Raw genomic sequence first — 16,514 nt, forward strand, 5'->3', positions numbered from 1 at the left:
CGCGTAGCACGGATGGAGCGAAGCGCAATCCGGGGCCGCTGTATCGCGTGTGCGCCGCCCCCAAGTTCACCTTGCACTGCGGTAGAAAAATATCGCACACTCCTCTGGACCGGGGAGCCGTAGAGCGCTCGAACCAGGGAGCGAGCCGATGTCCCTCCAGACCGCACCATCCGACGCCACTGAACATCGCCCCAACCGCCCTGAGGACGCCCAGGCGCTGGAAGCGGACGCCCGGCTGCGCGACGATATCCGCCTGCTCGGGCGCATCCTGGGCGACACGGTACGCGACCAGGAGGGGGCCGACGTGTTCGACCTGGTCGAGAGCATCCGCCAGACCTCGATCCGGTTCCACCGCGACGAGGACCGGCTCGCACGCCGCGAGCTCGAGCAGATCCTCGACAGCATGTCGACCTCCGAGACGGTGCGGATCGTCCGCGCCTTCAGTTATTTCTCCCACCTCGCCAATATCGCCGAGGACCACAACAACATCCGCCAGATGCGGGCGCGCAGTGCCTCCAAGGGCGCGGGAGCTGGCGTGCTGGCGGAGACGCTGGCCCATGCCAAGGCCGCCGGCATCAGTCCCGACCAGCTCCGCAACTTCTTCAAGACCGCGCTGGTCAGCCCGGTGCTGACCGCGCACCCGACCGAGGTCCGCCGCAAGAGCACGATGGACCGCGAGATGGAGGTCGCTAGCCTTCTGGATCGCCGCGAGCGCGTGGCCATGACGGCTGAGGAGGCCGCCGCCAGCGACGAGCAGCTCCGCCGCGAGGTGCTGACGCTGTGGCAGACCAACCTCCTGCGCCGGACCAAGCTCACCGTGCTCGACGAGGTCGCCAACGGCCTGTCGTTCTACGATTACACCTTCCTGCGCGAGGTGCCGCGGCTGGTCAACGTGCTCGAGGACCGGCTGGAGGATGGCGGCGAGCAGGCGGCCGGCGAGCTCGCCTCGTTCCTGCGCATGGGCAGCTGGATCGGCGGCGACCGTGACGGCAATCCCTTCGTCACCGCCGACGTCATGCGCGGCACGCTGCGGCTGCAGTCGAGCCGGGTGATGCAGTTCTATCTGAACGAGCTGCACGTGCTCGGCTCCGAGCTGTCAATCGCAGCCCATCTCGCCGACGTCTCCGAGGAGCTGCGCAATTTGGCGGAGCGCTCGCCGGACACCTCCCCGCACCGGAGCGGCGAGCCCTATCGTCTGGCGGTATCAGGCATCTACGCGCGCCTCACCGCAACGGCCGAAGCGCTCGAGGTCGAAATTACCCGCCGACCGGTCGGCAAGGGCAGGCCTTACGAGAGCGTGAAGGAGTTGAAGGCCGATCTCGACGTGCTGCACCGCTCGCTGATCTCCAACAACGCCCGCGTCATCGCCCGCGGCCGGCTGCGGCTGCTGCGCCGCGCGGTGGACTGCTTCGGCTTCCATCTGGCGCGGCTCGACATCCGCCAGAACTCGGCGGTGCACGAGCGCACCATTGCCGAGCTGATGGATGCCGCCAACCCCGGCATGTCCTATCTCGCGCTCGGCGAGGAGGCGCGCATCTCGCTGCTCACCAATGAACTCCGAAGCACGCGCTCGCTGGTCTCGCCATTCGTCAAATACAGCGACGAGACCATGGGCGAGCTCAACGTCTTCCATGCTGCCGCGGAAGCGCATGCGAAGTTCGGCTCGGACGCCATTCCCCAATGCATCATCTCGATGTGCAAGGGCATGTCCGACATGCTCGAGGTCGCGGTGCTCCTGAAGGAGGTGGGCCTCGTCCATCCCTCCGGGCGCAGCGCCATCAACATCGTGCCGCTGTTCGAGACCATCGAGGATCTGCAGGCGTCAAGCGGCATCATGGACCGCATGCTGTCGCTGCACGATTACCGCCGCCTCGTCGACAGCCGCGGCAGCGTGCAGGAGGTCATGCTCGGCTATTCCGACTCGAACAAGGACGGCGGCTTCGTCACCTCGGGCTGGGAGCTCTACAAGGCCGAGATCGGCCTCGTCGAGGTGTTCGAGCGCCACCACGTCCGCCTGCGCCTGTTCCACGGCCGTGGCGGCTCGGTCGGCCGCGGTGGCGGGCCGAGCTATGACGCCATCATCGCGCAGCCCGGCGGCGCAGTGAACGGCCAGATCCGCATCACCGAGCAGGGCGAGATCATCTCGTCGAAATATTCCAACGCCGAAGTCGGCCGCAATAATCTGGAGATCCTGGCCGCCGCGACGCTCGAAGCAAGCCTGCTGCATCCGCGCCAGAGCGCACCGCGCCGCGAATATCTGGTTGCGATGGACGAGCTTTCGAATCTCGCCTTCAAAGCCTATCGCGGCCTCGTCTACGAGACCGAAGGCTTCGTCGATTACTTCTGGGCTTCCACGGTCATCAACGAGATCGCGACGCTGAACATCGGCAGCCGCCCGGCCTCACGCAAGAAGACTCGCGCGATCGAGGACCTGCGCGCCATCCCCTGGGTGTTCTCCTGGGCGCAATGCCGCCTGATGCTGCCGGGCTGGTACGGCTTTGGCAGCGCGGTCGAGCAGTGGATCGCGGAGCATCCGCAACAGGGCATGCCGTTCCTGAAAGAGCTCTACAAGGAATGGCCGTTCTTCCGCATGCTGCTCTCGAACATGGACATGGTGCTCGCAAAAAGCTCGATCGCGATCGCCTCGCGCTATGCCGAGCTCGTTCCGGACGAGGCGCTGCGCGAAAAGATTTTCGGCCGCATCCGCCGCGAATGGCATTCCTGCATCGAGACGCTGCTCGACATCATGGGCCAGGACCGGCTGCTCCAGGGCAATCCGCTGCTGGAACGCTCGGTGCGCCACCGCTTCCCCTATCTCGACCCGCTCAACCACGTGCAGGTCGAGCTCTTGAAGGAGCACCGCGCGCAGAATCCCGACGAGCAGGTGCTGCGCGGGATTCAGCTAACGATCAACGGCATCTCGGCGGGGTTGAGGAATACGGGGTAGGGCAGCGAACAGGCGGGCGTGCCGCCTCTCTTCGTTACCCCACCCGCTATTCGCTCAAGGCTTCATCGCGCCCTGCACACTGGTGTAGACGGCATAGAGCGATGTCGAGCCGCAAATATAAAGCCTGTTTCGCTGCTGACCGCCGAAGGTCAGGTTTGCCACGGTCTCCGGAATATGGATCTTGCCGAGCAATTCGCCCGATGCCGTATAGCAGCGCACGCCGTCTTCGTTGGTGTCGCCCCAGCCCACCGAACACCAGACGCGCCCCTCGGTGTCACAGCGGACGCCGTCGGTGATGCCAGGTTTTGGCATATCGGCGAAGACCTTGCTGTTCGAGACCTTCCCGGCGGCCACGTCGAGGTCGAACACGCGGATATGGGATGGGTTGTCTGGCCCATCGGTGAAGCCGGTGTCGCAGATGTAGAGCTTCTTCTCGTCGGGTGAGATGGCAAGCCCGTTGGGCTCGACAAAATCATCGACGACGACCTTGACCTCTCCGGACTTGGGGTCGACCCGGTAGACGTTCTTCTTCTCTTGCTCGGGGTCGGCTTTGATACCCTCGTAGAAGCCGCCGATGCCGTAGGCGGGATCGGTGAACCAGATCGCACCATCGGCAGTGACGACTGCATCGTTGGGCGAATTCAGTCGCTTGCCGTTGAATTTGTCCGCAATGATGGTGATCGAGCCGTCGAGTTCGGTCCGCGTCACGCGCCGGCCGCTATGCTCGCATGTGATCAGGCGCCCTTCGCGATCGATGGTGTTGCCGTTCGAGTTCATCGAGGGCTGGCGGTAGACGCTGAGGTGACCGTCATCCTCGGAGAAGCGCATGATGCGGTTGTTCGGAATGTCGCTGAACAACAGGTATCGTCCGGCTGGGAAGTACACCGGTCCCTCAGCCCAGCGAAAGCCGGTCGCGACGCGCTCGACGGCCATGGTGCCGGCGAAGGCCGGAAAACCGGGGGGCCCGAATGACGGCGGTCCCTTTTTGGCGGATTCCAGGTGGGAGTCCGGGTAGCGGCTCCCCGGCAGTGGTCCCAGGGGCAATGGCGCCGTCGATCTCGTCGGCGCGCCCGTCTGGCCCAAGGGCGCGACGGAGGCCGCCAAGGTCGCGTTCACGGTAACGCCCGTCGCCGCAACTGCGGCCGCCGCGCCCTTCAACAGGGTGCGGCGCGCGAGAAAGGGCTCGCTGGGTTCGGCAGAAATGGTCAGTGGCTTCGTCATAGTCGCCTCCCATATTTTTGTTTGGGAGGAAACCATCCGCTGGCAATCGGGCGTAAAGCGGGCGATCCCCGGCCGGGCAACCGGAGATCGCAATGCAGCAAAGCCGGGACCGGCTAGATGGGATCCCAGGTGAAGATGTCGGCGGAGCGGTCGAGCTTGTAGAACGAGCCCTTCAATGCCGGCATGCCGTGTTCCGCGATCGATTGCGGCGTCCAGCCTTCGCTCCGCTGCACCGAGCGGATCGGCCGGTTCTGGCTGAACAGGAAGATCTCGTTCATGCGCACGCCGAAGATCTGGCCGGTGACGTCCTTGGCGGAATCGCCGAGCAGATAGCCGCACAGCGGCGCGATCTTCTCCGGCCCCATCTGCTTGATCTTCTCGACGCGCGCCTTCTCGGCGTCGGTCTCGGTGGGGATGGTGCCGATCATGCGGGTCCAGGCGAACGGCGAGACGCAGTTGGAGCGGACGTTGAAGCGGCCCATGTCGAGCGCGATCGACTTCGACAGCCCGACGATGCCGAGCTTGGCGGCGGCGTAGTTGGCCTGGCCAAAATTGCCGATCAGGCCCGAGGTCGAGGTGAAGTGCACGAAGGAGCCGCTTTCCTGCTCGCGGAAGATCCGCGCTGCGGCGTGACTGACGTAGAACGAGCCCATCAGATGCACCTTGATGACGGCCTCGAACGCCTCCACGCTCATCTTGTGGAAGATCATGTCGCGCAAGATGCCGGCATTGTTGACGACGCCGTCGAGGCGGCCGAAATGATCGGTCGCGGTCTTCACGATCTTGCTGGCAGGGATCGCTTCTGCAACCGACTCGAAATTGGCAACGGCGGTGCCGCCGCGCTTCTTGATCTCCTCGACCACTTCTTCGGCCGGGGCCGCGTTCGAGCCGGCGCCGTCGGAAGCCCCGCCGGGATCGTTGACCACGACCTTGGCGCCTTCGCCGGCGCACAAGAGTGCGATCTCGCGCCCGATGCCGCGGCCTGCGCCGGTGACGATGATGACCTTGTCTTGCAGTGATTTTGTCATGTGGATGCCTCCTGTTGTCTCTGTCATTCCGGGGCGTGCGAAGCACGAACCCGGAATCTCGAGGTTCCGGGTCTGGTCCTTCGGACCATCCCGGAACGACGAGAAATTACCTCTCGTTCGTAAACACGATCGTGCCACTCGCCGCGAACATGCCGCCGACGCCGTGGCACACTGAAATCTTCGCATTCGGCACCTGCGCCGGTGCGATCCCACGCATCTGGCGCACGCTCTCCTGAAGCGCGTACATGCCGTACATGCCGGAATGCATGTAGGAGAGCCCGCCGCCATTGGTGTTGAGCGGCAGTTTCCCGCCAGGCCGCGTGTTGCCGTCCGCGATGAACTGGCCGGTCTCCTCATGCGGCATGAAGCCGAGGTCGCCGAGCCCGAACAGCGGCAGATGCGCAAACGCGTCGTAGATCATGAGATGATCGACGTCCTTGTGCGCGATGCCGGCCTCCTTGAACGCCAGGGGCCCCGCGACCTTGAAGGCGCGCGAGGAATTGAACGTCTCCATCTGGCTGACCATGGGCGTCTCGACGCTCTCGCCGGTGCCCATGATGTAGACGGGCTTGCGCGGAAAATCCTTGGCCCTGTCCGCCGAGGTCAGGATCAGCGCGCCGCCGCCGTCGGTGACCAGGCAGCACTGCAGAAGCCGGAACGGATAGGCGATCATGCGCGAGTTGAGGACATCGGCGACGGTGATCGGGTCCTTCATCATCGCCCGCGGATTCTTCGCCGCCCATTCTCGCTGTACCACGGCGACCGAGGCGAGCTGCTCGTGCGTGATGCCGTAGGTCTTCATGAAGCGCAGCACGGGAATCGGGAACATGCTGGGCGGGCCGTAGACGCCATAGGGCGCCTCGAACTGGCCCTGCAGGCTGTCGGCGGGGATCGAGCGCGGCAGCTTGCCGATCATCGACTTGCCGCTCTCGGCATGGGTGATCAGCACTGTCTTGCACAGGCCGGCCTCGATCGCTGCCGCCGCGTGGCGGACATGCAGCATGAACGAGCAGCCGCCGACCGAGGTGCCGTCCACCCAGGTCGGCTTGATGCCGAGATAGTGGCAGACCTGCTGAGGTGTCTCGACCGCGGTGGCAAAGCCGTCGATGTCGGAGAGCTTCAGCCCGGCGTCGGCAATGGCGTTGAGCGCCGCATCCGCGTGCAGCTGGAGCTGGGAGGCGTTCGGGATGACGCCGAGCTCGGTGGTCTCGGCCGCACCGACGACGGCAACCTGGTTCCTGCGCATCGCTTATCCCTTCGCCGGACGGAACACGGGAAGGGTGATCTTGTCGTCGAGTGCCTCGAAAGCGACCTCGAGCTTCATGTCGAGCTCGAGCGCCTCCGGCGTCTGCGGGCAGTCGATGATGTTGCTCATCATCCGCGGGCCCTCGGCGAGCTCGACCACCGCGATCGCGTAAGGCGGCGTGAAGCCGGGCGCGGCCGGGCGGTGGTTGATCACATAGCTGTAGAGAAAGCCCTTGCCGCTCGCCTTGAACACCGAGACCTTGCGCGAGGCGCAGGATGGGCAGAACGGGCGCGGCGGAAAATAGACATGCGCGCAGGCGTCGCAGCGCTGCAGGCGCAGTTCGCCGGCCTTGGCGCCGTCCCAGAAATGCTGGGTCTCCGGCGTCGGTTTCGGTCGCGCGTGCTGCGGTTCGGCCATCTCGGAACGCCCTCCCAGGACTTCTTTTGACAAGGGGCAGGCTTCGCGCCCGCCGTTTCGATCTTGATGCGACAATCGACCATCGTGCGTCAACGGTCCAGCAATGCGCATGCATGCCATCATGCGCACAATGCTTGTGTCGGACTGAGCCAGCGCTATAGATTGCGCGCGCCAATATTCCGTGAGACAGACATGCCCGATTTTCCGACACTGGCGAAGCTCGCCGACGACCTCGAAAGCGGCCGCACCACCTCCCGCAAGCTGGTCGAAGCGTGCATCGCCAGGATCGCCGATCCCGCCGGCGAGGGGCAGCGCGCCTTCATCCATGTCGATAAGGACGCGGCGCTGACGACCGCCGACGCCATGGATGCCCTGCGCAAGGTCAAGGCGGCGCCGTCTCCCTATGCCGGCATCCCCATCTCGATCAAGGATCTCTTCGACATCAAGGGGCAGACGACGCGCGCCGGCTCCCGCGCGCTCGACGATTCAGATCCGGCGGAGCACGATGCGGCGGCGGTCGCGCGTCTGCGCAACGCCGGCTTCGTGCTGATCGGGCGCACCAACATGACCGAGTTCGCCTATTCCGGCATCGGCATCAATCCGCATTACGGCACGCCGAAGGGCGCCTGGAACCGGGCCGCTGGCCATGTGCCCGGCGGCTCCTCCTCGGGCGCCGCGGTCTCCGTGCTCGACGGCATGGCGCATGGTGCGCTCGGCACCGACACCGGCGGCTCCTGCCGCATCCCGGCGGCCTATAACGGCATCGTCGGCTACAAGCCGACGCAGCGCCGCGTGCCGCTGGACGGCGCGGTGCCGCTGTCCTTCTCGCTCGACAGCATCGGGCCGCTGGCGCGATCGGTCAGCTGCTGTGCCATACTCGATGCCGTGCTCGCGAGCGAGCCGGTCAAAGCGCTGAAGCCACGCCCCGTGAAGGGCATGCGGCTCGCGGTGCCGACCACGATCGCGCTCGATGATCTCGACGCGGAGGTCTCCGAGACCTTCGAGCGGGCGCTGAGGGTGCTCGCCGACCATGGCGCCATCATCGAGCGGATCGAGATGTCCGAATTCCACGATATCGGCCCGATGAACGCCAAGGGCGGCTTTGCCGCCTCCGAGAGCTATGCCTGGCACCGCTATCTCATCGCGGCCAAGGGCGACGTCTACGACCCCCGCGTGTTCGTCCGCATCATGCGCGGCGAGGCGCAGAGCGCGGCCGACTACATCGATCTGCTCAACGAGCGGCGCTCGCTGATCGCCCGCGTCAACGCGCGCATCGCGCCCTATGACGCCCTGGTGCTGCCGACCACGGCCAACACCCCGCCGAAGATCGCGGACCTTGCCGACGACAAGGCGTTCACCACCCAGAACCTGCGCGCGCTGCGCAACTGCACCCTCATCAACATGATCGACGGCTGCGCCATCTCGCTGCCCGCACATCGCGCGGGCGACGTCCCGGTCGGCCTGATGCTGGCGGGCGCGGGCGGCTCGGACCGTCGTATCTTTGAACTTGCTGCCGGCATGGAGGCCGTCATTCGTGTTTGATCTCACCTTTACAGTCGACGCCCAGGACACCACCACGCCGCTGACGCTGGCGATCGACCATATGGTCATCGCCGGCTGGACCGGCCGCGATCCCGTCGCGCGCGACAAGCACATCGCCGAGCTGCAGGAGATGGGCATCGCCCCACCGGCCTCGACCCCGATCTATTACCGCGCCTCGGCGCGGCGGCTGACCCAGGAAGACAGCATCGAATGCACGGGCGGCGATTCCTCGGGCGAGGTCGAGTTCGTGCTGATCGGCTGGCAAGGCCGCATCTTCGTCGGCTGCGGCTCCGACCACACCGACCGCAAGGTCGAGGCCTATAACGTCACGGTGTCCAAGCAGATGTGCGACAAGCCGATCGCCTCGACGCTGTGGGAGCTCGAGGAGGTCATCGGCCACTGGGACAGGATGATCCTGCGCTCCTACGCCACCATCAAGGGCGAGCGCGTGCTCTACCAGGAGGGCGCGCTAGATGCGATGCTGCCGGTTACTGACCTGATCGCGCGCGGCTTTGACGGTGGCAAGTTCCCGGACGGCTGCGCCATGTTCGGCGGCACGTTTGCGGCCAAGGGCGGCATCCGCCCGGCGGAGCGCTTCGACTTCGAGCTGGAAGACCCGGTGCTGAAGCGGACGATCAGGCACGGCTATGACGTGGTGACGTTGCCGGTGAGGGGGTAGGTCGGAAATCGGGTGGTTGTGGCGGCCGCCATCTGCGACACCCATGTCCGTCATTCCGGGGCGCGCCTCTTGGGCGCGAGCCCGGAATCCATACTCGCGATGGTGGTTATGGATTCCGGGCTCGCGACTTCGTCGCGCCCCGGAATGACGGATGTGGATAGGATGATTGCCATGGCCGTTGCCAAACGTATTGCCGCCCCCAGCTCTGGAGCGGACCTCGCCGCCCACGTCGACACTCTCGACTGGCCGCAGATCACCGCCGAGCTCGACACCCAGGGCTGCGCCGTCCTGAAGAGCCTGCTGACGCCCGACCAATGCCGCGCCATCGCCGCGCTCTACCCGGACGATGCGCACTTCCGCAGCCGGATCGTCATGGGCCGCCACGGCTTTGGCCGCGGCGAGTACAAGTACTTCTCCTATCCGCTGCCCGATCTGATTGCGCAGCTCCGCCCGGCGCTCTACGCGCATCTTCAAGCCGTCGCCAATCGCTGGAACGAGGCGATGGGGATCGACATAAGCTATCCCACCGCGCATGCGGCATTCCTGAAGCGCTGTCACGAGGCGGGACAGCCGCGGCCGACGCCGCTGCTGTTGCAATACGAGGCAGGCGACTACAACTGCCTGCACCAGGACCTCTATGGCGAGCACGTGTTCCCGCTCCAGGTCGCGATCCTGCTCTCCGAGCCCGGACGTGATTTCACCGGCGGCGAGTTCGTGCTGACCGAGCAGCGCCCGCGCATGCAGTCGCGCGCCGAGGTGGTGCCGCTGGCGCAGGGCGACGCGGTCGCCTTTGCCGTGCATCACCGCCCGGTGCAGGGGACACGCGGCACTTACCGCGTTAATCTTCGCCACGGCGTCAGCCGGATTCGCTCTGGTCAGCGCCACACGCTGGGTGTGATTTTCCACGATGCCAAATGAGTGTCGCGATTGACGGGTGATCTGTTCGACACGGTCGCCGAGGCGCAGCCGTCGCGCGAGGAGATCGCGGACGGCGCCGTGCTGCTGCGCGGTTTCGTCAAGCCGATCGAGAGCGAACTGATCGAAGCGGTGCGCGCGATCGTGGCGCAGTCGCCGTTCCGGCGCATGACCACACCCGGCGGCTATCAGATGTCTGTGGCCATGACCAATTGCGGCGAGCGCGGCTGGATCACCGACCACACCGGCTATCGCTATGATCCGATCGATCCGCGCACCGAGGCGCCGTGGCCGGCGATGCCGCCGGTGTTTTGCGATCTCGCCCGCCGCGCGGCGGAGCAGGGCGGTTTTGCCGGTTTTTCGCCCGATGCCTGCCTCGTCAACCGCTACGAGCCCGGCACGCGACTGTCGCTGCATCAGGACAAGGACGAGCTGGATTTTTCCGCCCCGATCGTCTCGGTCTCGCTCGGCCTGCCCGCGACCTTCCTGTTCGGCGGCCTTGCGCGCGCCGACAAGCCGCGCCGTTTTCGCCTTGTCCATGGTGATGTCGTGGTCTGGGGAGGGGCCAGCAGGCTCGCCTATCACGGCGTCGCGCCGCTCGCCGAGGGCGAGCACGCGCTGCTGGGACGGAAGCGGATCAATCTGACGTTTCGCAGGACGCGGTGACGCTTCGCGTCATTCCGGGATGCGCCGTAAGGCGCAGGCCCGGAATCCATACTCCCGATCGTGGTTATGGATTCCGGGCTCGCGCTTTCGCGCGCCCCGGAATGACAAAATCACGGCTTCGGCGGGTGAATGAACGCCCACGGACTGACTTCCGAATCCCTGGTCACCTCGACCGAGATCAGATACGGCCCCCCATGGCCGAGCGCCTTCTCCATCGCCGCCTTGAACTGCTCCGGCGCCGTCACACGCGCCGCCGCCACGCCAAAGGACTCCGCGAGCTTGACGAAATCCGGATTGACGAGGTCCGACGCCACCACGCGGCCGTCGAAGCGCTCGCGCTGGTCGCGGCGGACATTGCCGTAGGCGTTGTTGTTGAACACCAGCGTCACCACGCCGATGTTGAACTGCACGGCGGTGGCGAGCTCCTGCACACCGAACATGAAGCCGCCGTCGCCGGTGATCGCCACCACCGGCTTGTCCGGGTTCGCGACCTTGGCGCCAAGCGCGGTCGGGAAACCCGAGCCGAGCGTGCCCTGGTAGCCCGACGTGATGAAGGTGCGCGGCTGGTAGATCGGAAAGCCGTACCAGGAGGCGAAACCGACCTGCGACAATTCATCGGTCACGATCGCATTCGCCGGCAGCACCTCGCGCAGGATGTTCAGATAGGCCATCTGCGGCTGGACGCGCTGGATTTCGGCTTGCGCGCGCGCGGTGGCCTCGCGGATCGCGCCGCGGCGGCCGGCGGTCTTGCTGTAATCCACCTTGCTGACGGCGGCGGCGAGATCGGCGGTCGCGGCCTTGGCATCGGCGACGATCGCGGTGTCGGACGAGAACCGCCGCATCTCGACCGGATCGATGTCGATGCGGATGCTCTTCAGGCCGGCGGGCTGATACGGCCAGCGTGACATGGTCGGCAGCTCCAGCCGCGTGCCGATGCCGATCATGAGATCGGTGTTCGGCCACAGCTTGTAGGCGGCGGCCATGGTGAGCCCGAGCTCGTGCGCATTGGAGACGATGCCGCGGCCGCTGCGGAAGGCGACCACGGGCGCATCGATCATCTCGGCGAGCTCGAGGATCTCCTCGCATGCATCGATCGCGCCGCTGCCGACGAAGATCATCGGCGCCTTGCTTGCCTTGATCAGCGCGGCCGCCTGCTTGATCATATCAGGATCGGGCAGCGGCGCGGGCAGCGGCTCCAGCACCTTTGCCGCGGCCGTGTCCGCGCGCTGGGTGAAAATGTCCCAGGGCATCTCGACCGAGGCGGGGCCGCGCCGGCCGGAGGTCATCTCCTGGAAAGCGCGCGCCACCGTGGTCGGCGCATTGCCGGGCGTCTCGATGCGGTCGGCCCATTTCACATAGGTGCGCAAGGTCGCGAGCTGATCCGGCATCTCGTGCAGATGGCCGCGGCCCTTGCCGAGGAACTGCGTCGGCACCTGGCCGGTGACGCACAGCACCGGCTCGTTGCAGCCATAGGCGGTCAGCAGCGCCGCGCTGGCGTTGAGCACGCCGGGGCCGGGCACCACGCTGAACACGCCGGGCCGGCCGCTGGCGCGTGCATAGCCGAACGCCATGTAGCCGCAGGCCTGCTCGTGCCGCGCGCCGATCACCTTGAGCTGCGCCTGGTGGAAGGCGTCGAACAGGCCGTAGATTTGCGCGCCGGGCAGGCCGAACACGGTGTCGACGCCATGGGCGACAAGCCCGCTTACGATCGCTTCGCCGCCGGTGAGGGTGGTCATTGCATCATTCCACTTCGGTTGTTGGTCAGGCTTCGTCGACGACGCCGTTGCGTAAAGAGCCGATGCCCTCGGCCGCGACCTCGATGACATCGCCCGGCTTGAGATAGCGCGGCGGATCGAACCGCGCACCTGCGCCGGTCGGCGTGCCCGTGACGATGACGTCGCCGGGGATGAGCGTCGCGAAGGTCGAGATATAGCTGATGAGGTAGCGGAACGGAAACATCAGCCGGCTGGTGCGGTCGTCCTGCCTGAGCTCACCGTTGACATCCGTGGTGAGCCGGATGTCGGCGATCTGCGCTTCCCGCGTGTAGGGCACGAGCCACGGACCCAGACTGCCGCTGGAATCGAAATTCTTGCCCTGGGTCACGTTGAATTTTGCGTGGCGCAGCCAGTCGCGGACCGAGCCTTCGTTGCACAGCGTCAACGCGGCGATGTGGCCGAGCGCTTCGTTTTCGGCGATGTGCCGGCCTTGCTTGCCGATCACCAGCACGATCTCGCCCTCATAGTCGAGCTGGGCGGATGCGCGCGGGCGCACCAGCGGCGTGTCATGGCCGACGAAGGAGCGTGGGCTCCGCATGAACATGCTCGGATATTTCGGCGCGTCCTGGCCGTCCTTGTACTCGGCGTTGCGGTCGGGATAGTTGACGCCGATGCAGATGATCTTTTCCGGCGCGGGCACCGGCGGCAGCCAAGTGATCTCGCTGAGTGCGTGATCCGGCGCGCGGCCGGCAGCTTCCTCGGCGAAGCTCACCAATTTGCCGGCGGCGATCACCTCGCGCAGCGTCGGATAGTCCTTTGCGTAGCGCGCGGAGAGATCGACGATGCCGCCCTCGAGGACGGCGCCGTAGCTGATGTCACCCTTGACGGAATAGGTGGCGAGGCGAGGGAGTTTCATTCGCTGCTCTTCATTTCTCGTCGTCCCGGCCTAGTGCGCAATTGCGCACGGGGGCCGGGACCCATACCGCGTGATCTCTCGATAGCGCGCGATGACAATCCCGAACGACCAGTCTTCGCCAAACCACTCCCTGTGGTTATGGGTCCCGGCCTTCGCCGGGACGACGGCTTGGCTGGCCACCCGCATCAATCCGCCACCAGCACGTCGGCGACAAACTTCGGCTCGCGCACGGCTTGCCCGCTGAACGGCGAACCCTGCTCGAACCACGAGCGCGGCGCCGGCGCGCCCCACAGCGTCTGGCGGCGCGGATCGCGGAGCGACCAGCGCAGCGGCTCGTGGTCGTGATCGCCCGTAAAATAGTCGCTGGTGTAGAGCTCCAGCCGATGCCCGTCAGGGTCGCGGACATAGAGGAAGAACGCATTCGAGATGCCGTGGCGTCCCGGCCCGCGCTCGATGTTCTTGACGAAGCCCTGCGAGGCCATGACGTCGCAAAGATGGATGATGTTCATCGCCGTCGGCGTCCAGTAGGCGAAATGGTGCAGCCGCGGGCCCTTGCCGTTGGTGATCGCGAAATCGTGGACGTTGCCCTTGCGATGCATCCAGGCCGCGGCGATGCGGCCGTTCGGCCCGTCCTCCTCGGCATATTCGGTAAGGCGGAAGCCGAGCCGTGCGTAGAAATCGACGGTGTCCTGCACCTCGGCGGCGAAGACGTTGAAATGGTCGAGCCGCTGCGGATGGCAGCCCCGGTAGAGGTCGTAGCGGCGGAGCAGATGCGGCCGCCGGTCCATCGACGCATAGAGCTCGATCTGGAAGCCGAAGGGATCGGTGAACTGAAGTGTGCGGGCCTGGAAGGCCTGGTCGACGAAGGCATAAGCGAGGCCGTTCTCGGAGAGGAACGTGGCGGCCTTGTCGAGATCTTTGTCATTGCCGACCTTGAAGCCGAGCCGGGCGCAGGCGGGCACTGCGGCTTTCCGCAGCACCAGCGAGTGATGCTGGTGCTCCTCCGCCGCGCGCAGGTACACGACCTTGTCGTCGGCATCCTCGACATGCATGCCGACGGTGGTCTCGTAGAACTCGCGGCTCAGCTTCAGATCGGTGACGTCGAGCACGACGTGGCTGGAACGGATGATGTTGAACGGCGGCTCGAAGACGTGTTGCGGTACGGGCATTGGCGTTTCCCCTCTGGCTCGTCATCCCGGGGTGGCCCGAAGGGCCAGGCCCGGGATCCATAACCCCGGCTGGTGGATATGGATTCCGGGCTCGCGCTCCGCGCGCCCCGGAATGACAATCAAATTCCCAGCTTCTGAATCTTGTGCGTGCCCCGCGCCAGCGAGACGTGCTTGGTTTCCATGTAGAAGTCGAACGAGTAGTCGCCGCCGTCGCGGCCGATGCCGGAGGCCTTCATGCCGCCGAACGGCGTCGGCAGATGGCGGACGTTTTCCGAGTTCAGCCAGATCATCCCGGCCTCCAGCGCATCGGCAACGCGCAAGGCGCGGCCGACGTCGTTGGTCCAGACATAGCCGGTAAGGCCATAGCGGATGTCGTTGGCGATCTCGACCGCGTCCTTTTCGTCCTTGAACGGCAGCACGGTCAGGAACGGGCCGAACACCTCCTCCTGCGCCACGCGCATCTTGCCGTGCGCGCCTGTCACCAGCGTCGGCTCGACATAGTGTCCGCCGCCCGGGCCGTCATGGGCCTTGCCGCCGACGGCAATCACAGCGCCATCCTGGCGCGCGACGTCGAAATAGGAGCAGACTTTTGCCAGGTGCCGTTCGTGGATCAGCGGCCCGATCTCGGTGGCGGGATCGAGGGGATGGCCGACCTTCAGCGCCTTCACGCGCGCGGCCAGCTTCTCCACGAATTTGTCCGCGATGCTCTGCTGGATCAGCAGGCGGCTGGATGAGGTGCAGCGCTCGCCGTTGAGCGAGTAGATCATGAACACGACGGCATCGAGCGCGCGGTCGAGATCGGCATCGTCGAACACGATCACGGGGTTCTTGCCGCCGAGCTCGAAATGCACGCGCTTCAAGGTCGGTGCGCCCTGAACCATGATCGCCGAGCCCGTCGCGCTCTCGCCGACGAAGCCGATCGCCTTGATGGCGGGATGCTCTGTCAAAGCCTTGCCGGCCTCTTCGCCAAAACCGTGCACGGTGTTGAGCACGCCGTCAGGAATGCCGGCTTCCTTGGCCAGCTTCGCCAGAATGGACGCCGTCACCGGCGACCATTCGGCCGGCTTGTGCACGACGGTGCAGCCGGCGGCCAGCGCCGGGGCGATCTTCCAGGTCGAGAGCATGAACGGCGTGTTCCACGGCGTGATCACGCCGACCGGGCCGATCGGCACGCGCGTCGAGATATTCCAGTGCTCGTCGCTCGGCGTGTTGAGGCCGTCGCGCGCCTCGGCGCATTTGTCGGCGAAGAAGCGGAAATTCTCGGCTGCGCGGATCGCGGCCTTGGCCATGAAGCGATAGGCCTGTCCGGTGTCGATGCATTCGAGCACGGCGATGTCGTCGGCATTGTCCTCGATGGCATCCGCGACGCGATGCAGCAGCTTGCGCCGCATCGCCGGCCCCATGTCGCGCCAGGATTTGAAGGCGAGGGAGGCAGCGGTGGCCGCCGCGTCGATGTCCTCGGCATTGCCGCGCGCAACGGTTGCGAGCACTGCGCCATCGACCGGCGACTTGGTCTCAAAGGTCTCGCCGGAGATCGAGGCGACGGTCTTGCCGTCGATCATGTGGCCGATGCCGTCCGCGCGCAGCTTTTTCAGCAGCGGCGCGACGCGGTCGCGGTTGGCCTGGAACACATCGGCTTTCGGGGCGGGCTTATCCATGGGCGGCTTCCACTTTCAGGGCGTCGTGGATGTTGTTGCGCTTCCAGCTGGTATCCTTGTCGTTGATCTGCATGTCGAACGACAACGCGAACTTGCTGACGGCGAAGACGGGATCGAGATGTTTTGAGAGTGCCTGGAAGACGTGCTCGCCGGCTTTCTGGCGGGTGGGAAGGTCGCGGCCCTCGCCGATGCGCAGCACCATGTCGAGAAAGCCGTAATCCTGCCGCGCGTCCGCGATCGCATAATGCTCGCACCTGACAGCGCGGACACGGATGCCGCCGAGCGGGAAGATGCCGGTCTCCACCGCCGCCTTGCGCACGACCTCGCACACAGTGTCGATGTCGAGACGGCCATCGAGATTGGCCGAATATTCGATCGTGAAATGCGGCATCGCG

The 16,514-nt window shown here is 65.7% G+C and carries 14 protein-coding genes; 5 read left to right on the forward strand and 9 right to left on the reverse strand.

Annotated features, from left to right (window positions below; translation table 11 throughout):
* Nucleotides 1–148: 148 nt before the first annotated feature.
* Nucleotides 149–2,947 (forward strand): phosphoenolpyruvate carboxylase, encoded by a 2,799-nt coding sequence (gene ppc, locus IQ16_RS05220; protein ID WP_145831293.1) that lies wholly within the window; start codon nucleotides 149–151, stop codon nucleotides 2,945–2,947.
* Nucleotides 2,948–3,001: 54 nt separating this feature from the next.
* Here ppc and IQ16_RS05225 read toward each other — a convergent pair whose 3' ends face one another.
* The 4 genes from IQ16_RS05225 to IQ16_RS05240 all read right to left on the reverse strand — a co-directional run bounded on the left by IQ16_RS05225 (nucleotide 3,002) and on the right by IQ16_RS05240 (nucleotide 6,859).
* Nucleotides 3,002–4,168 carry an SMP-30/gluconolactonase/LRE family protein gene (locus IQ16_RS05225; RefSeq protein WP_018648057.1) on the reverse strand — a complete coding sequence of 389 codons (1,167 nt, stop codon included), beginning with the start codon at nucleotides 4,166–4,168 and terminating at the stop codon, nucleotides 3,002–3,004.
* 113 nt (nucleotides 4,169–4,281) lie between these two features.
* A complete protein-coding gene (locus tag IQ16_RS05230) occupies nucleotides 4,282–5,196 on the reverse strand; it encodes an SDR family NAD(P)-dependent oxidoreductase (RefSeq protein WP_018648056.1) in 915 nt (304 codons plus the stop codon).
* 106 nt (nucleotides 5,197–5,302) lie between these two features.
* Nucleotides 5,303–6,442: a thiolase C-terminal domain-containing protein gene (locus IQ16_RS05235; RefSeq protein WP_018648055.1), complete on the reverse strand. Its 1,140-nt coding sequence runs from the start codon at nucleotides 6,440–6,442 to the stop codon at nucleotides 5,303–5,305.
* 3 nt (nucleotides 6,443–6,445) lie between these two features.
* Nucleotides 6,446–6,859, reverse strand: a complete 414-nt coding sequence (locus tag IQ16_RS05240; RefSeq protein ID WP_026312829.1) for a Zn-ribbon domain-containing OB-fold protein — start codon at nucleotides 6,857–6,859, stop codon at nucleotides 6,446–6,448.
* A gap of 192 nt (nucleotides 6,860–7,051) precedes the next feature.
* On the opposite strand from IQ16_RS05240, the gene IQ16_RS05245 reads away from it, so the two are divergent.
* The 4 genes from IQ16_RS05245 (at nucleotide 7,052) to alkB (ending at nucleotide 10,661) form a co-directional block, all read left to right on the forward strand.
* Nucleotides 7,052–8,401 carry an amidase gene (locus tag IQ16_RS05245; protein WP_018648054.1) on the forward strand — a complete coding sequence of 450 codons (1,350 nt, stop codon included), beginning with the start codon at nucleotides 7,052–7,054 and terminating at the stop codon, nucleotides 8,399–8,401.
* Nucleotides 8,394–9,080 (forward strand): DUF2848 domain-containing protein, encoded by a 687-nt coding sequence (locus IQ16_RS05250; protein WP_018648053.1) that lies wholly within the window; start codon nucleotides 8,394–8,396, stop codon nucleotides 9,078–9,080. Before IQ16_RS05245 ends, IQ16_RS05250 begins: the two co-directional genes overlap by 8 nt.
* A 171-nt stretch (nucleotides 9,081–9,251) precedes the next feature.
* Nucleotides 9,252–9,998, forward strand: coding sequence for a 2OG-Fe(II) oxygenase (locus tag IQ16_RS05255; protein WP_018648052.1), 747 nt, complete (start codon nucleotides 9,252–9,254; stop codon nucleotides 9,996–9,998).
* Nucleotides 9,999–10,007: 9 nt separating this feature from the next.
* Complete coding sequence (gene alkB, locus IQ16_RS05260) at nucleotides 10,008–10,661, forward strand: DNA oxidative demethylase AlkB (RefSeq protein ID WP_018648051.1); 654 nt, start codon at nucleotides 10,008–10,010, stop codon at nucleotides 10,659–10,661.
* A 110-nt stretch (nucleotides 10,662–10,771) separates the two neighbouring features.
* Here alkB and IQ16_RS05265 read toward each other — a convergent pair whose 3' ends face one another.
* The 5 genes from IQ16_RS05265 to IQ16_RS05285 form a co-directional block, all read right to left on the reverse strand.
* A complete protein-coding gene (locus IQ16_RS05265; protein ID WP_018648050.1) occupies nucleotides 10,772–12,397 on the reverse strand; it encodes a thiamine pyrophosphate-dependent enzyme in 1,626 nt (541 codons plus the stop codon).
* A 25-nt stretch (nucleotides 12,398–12,422) separates the two neighbouring features.
* Nucleotides 12,423–13,292: a fumarylacetoacetate hydrolase family protein gene (locus IQ16_RS05270; RefSeq protein ID WP_018648049.1), complete on the reverse strand. Its 870-nt coding sequence runs from the start codon at nucleotides 13,290–13,292 to the stop codon at nucleotides 12,423–12,425.
* A 185-nt stretch (nucleotides 13,293–13,477) separates the two neighbouring features.
* Nucleotides 13,478–14,461, reverse strand: coding sequence for a 3,4-dihydroxyphenylacetate 2,3-dioxygenase (gene hpaD / locus IQ16_RS05275; RefSeq protein ID WP_018648047.1), 984 nt, complete (start codon nucleotides 14,459–14,461; stop codon nucleotides 13,478–13,480).
* Nucleotides 14,462–14,580: 119 nt separating this feature from the next.
* On the reverse strand, nucleotides 14,581–16,119 hold the full coding sequence (hpaE, locus tag IQ16_RS05280; RefSeq protein ID WP_018648046.1) for a 5-carboxymethyl-2-hydroxymuconate semialdehyde dehydrogenase: 1,539 nt from the start codon (nucleotides 16,117–16,119) through the stop codon (nucleotides 14,581–14,583).
* Nucleotides 16,112–16,510: a 5-carboxymethyl-2-hydroxymuconate Delta-isomerase gene (locus IQ16_RS05285; protein WP_018648045.1), complete on the reverse strand. Its 399-nt coding sequence runs from the start codon at nucleotides 16,508–16,510 to the stop codon at nucleotides 16,112–16,114. The genes hpaE and IQ16_RS05285 overlap by 8 nt, the downstream gene beginning before the upstream one ends.
* Between the last annotated feature and the right edge of the window lie 4 nt (nucleotides 16,511–16,514).

The organism is Bradyrhizobium huanghuaihaiense, from assembly GCF_007830635.1.
GTDB lineage: Bacteria > Pseudomonadota > Alphaproteobacteria > Rhizobiales > Xanthobacteraceae > Bradyrhizobium > Bradyrhizobium huanghuaihaiense.

Bases quoted from the DNA above. Each gene is read 5' to 3' on its own strand.
- ppc (WP_145831293.1), top strand. From the start codon at position 149: ATGTCCCTCCAGACCGCACCATCCGACGCCACTGAACATCGCCCCAAC.
- IQ16_RS05225 (WP_018648057.1), bottom strand. From the start codon at position 4,168: ATGACGAAGCCACTGACCATTTCTGCCGAACCCAGCGAGCCCTTTCTC.
- IQ16_RS05230 (WP_018648056.1), bottom strand. From the start codon at position 5,196: ATGACAAAATCACTGCAAGACAAGGTCATCATCGTCACCGGCGCAGGC.
- IQ16_RS05235 (WP_018648055.1), bottom strand. From the start codon at position 6,442: ATGCGCAGGAACCAGGTTGCCGTCGTCGGTGCGGCCGAGACCACCGAG.
- IQ16_RS05240 (WP_026312829.1), bottom strand. From the start codon at position 6,859: ATGGCCGAACCGCAGCACGCGCGACCGAAACCGACGCCGGAGACCCAG.
- IQ16_RS05245 (WP_018648054.1), top strand. From the start codon at position 7,052: ATGCCCGATTTTCCGACACTGGCGAAGCTCGCCGACGACCTCGAAAGC.
- IQ16_RS05255 (WP_018648052.1), top strand. From the start codon at position 9,252: ATGGCCGTTGCCAAACGTATTGCCGCCCCCAGCTCTGGAGCGGACCTC.
- IQ16_RS05265 (WP_018648050.1), bottom strand. From the start codon at position 12,397: ATGACCACCCTCACCGGCGGCGAAGCGATCGTAAGCGGGCTTGTCGCC.
- IQ16_RS05270 (WP_018648049.1), bottom strand. From the start codon at position 13,292: ATGAAACTCCCTCGCCTCGCCACCTATTCCGTCAAGGGTGACATCAGC.
- hpaD (WP_018648047.1), bottom strand. From the start codon at position 14,461: ATGCCCGTACCGCAACACGTCTTCGAGCCGCCGTTCAACATCATCCGT.
- hpaE (WP_018648046.1), bottom strand. From the start codon at position 16,119: ATGGATAAGCCCGCCCCGAAAGCCGATGTGTTCCAGGCCAACCGCGAC.
- IQ16_RS05285 (WP_018648045.1), bottom strand. From the start codon at position 16,510: ATGCCGCATTTCACGATCGAATATTCGGCCAATCTCGATGGCCGTCTC.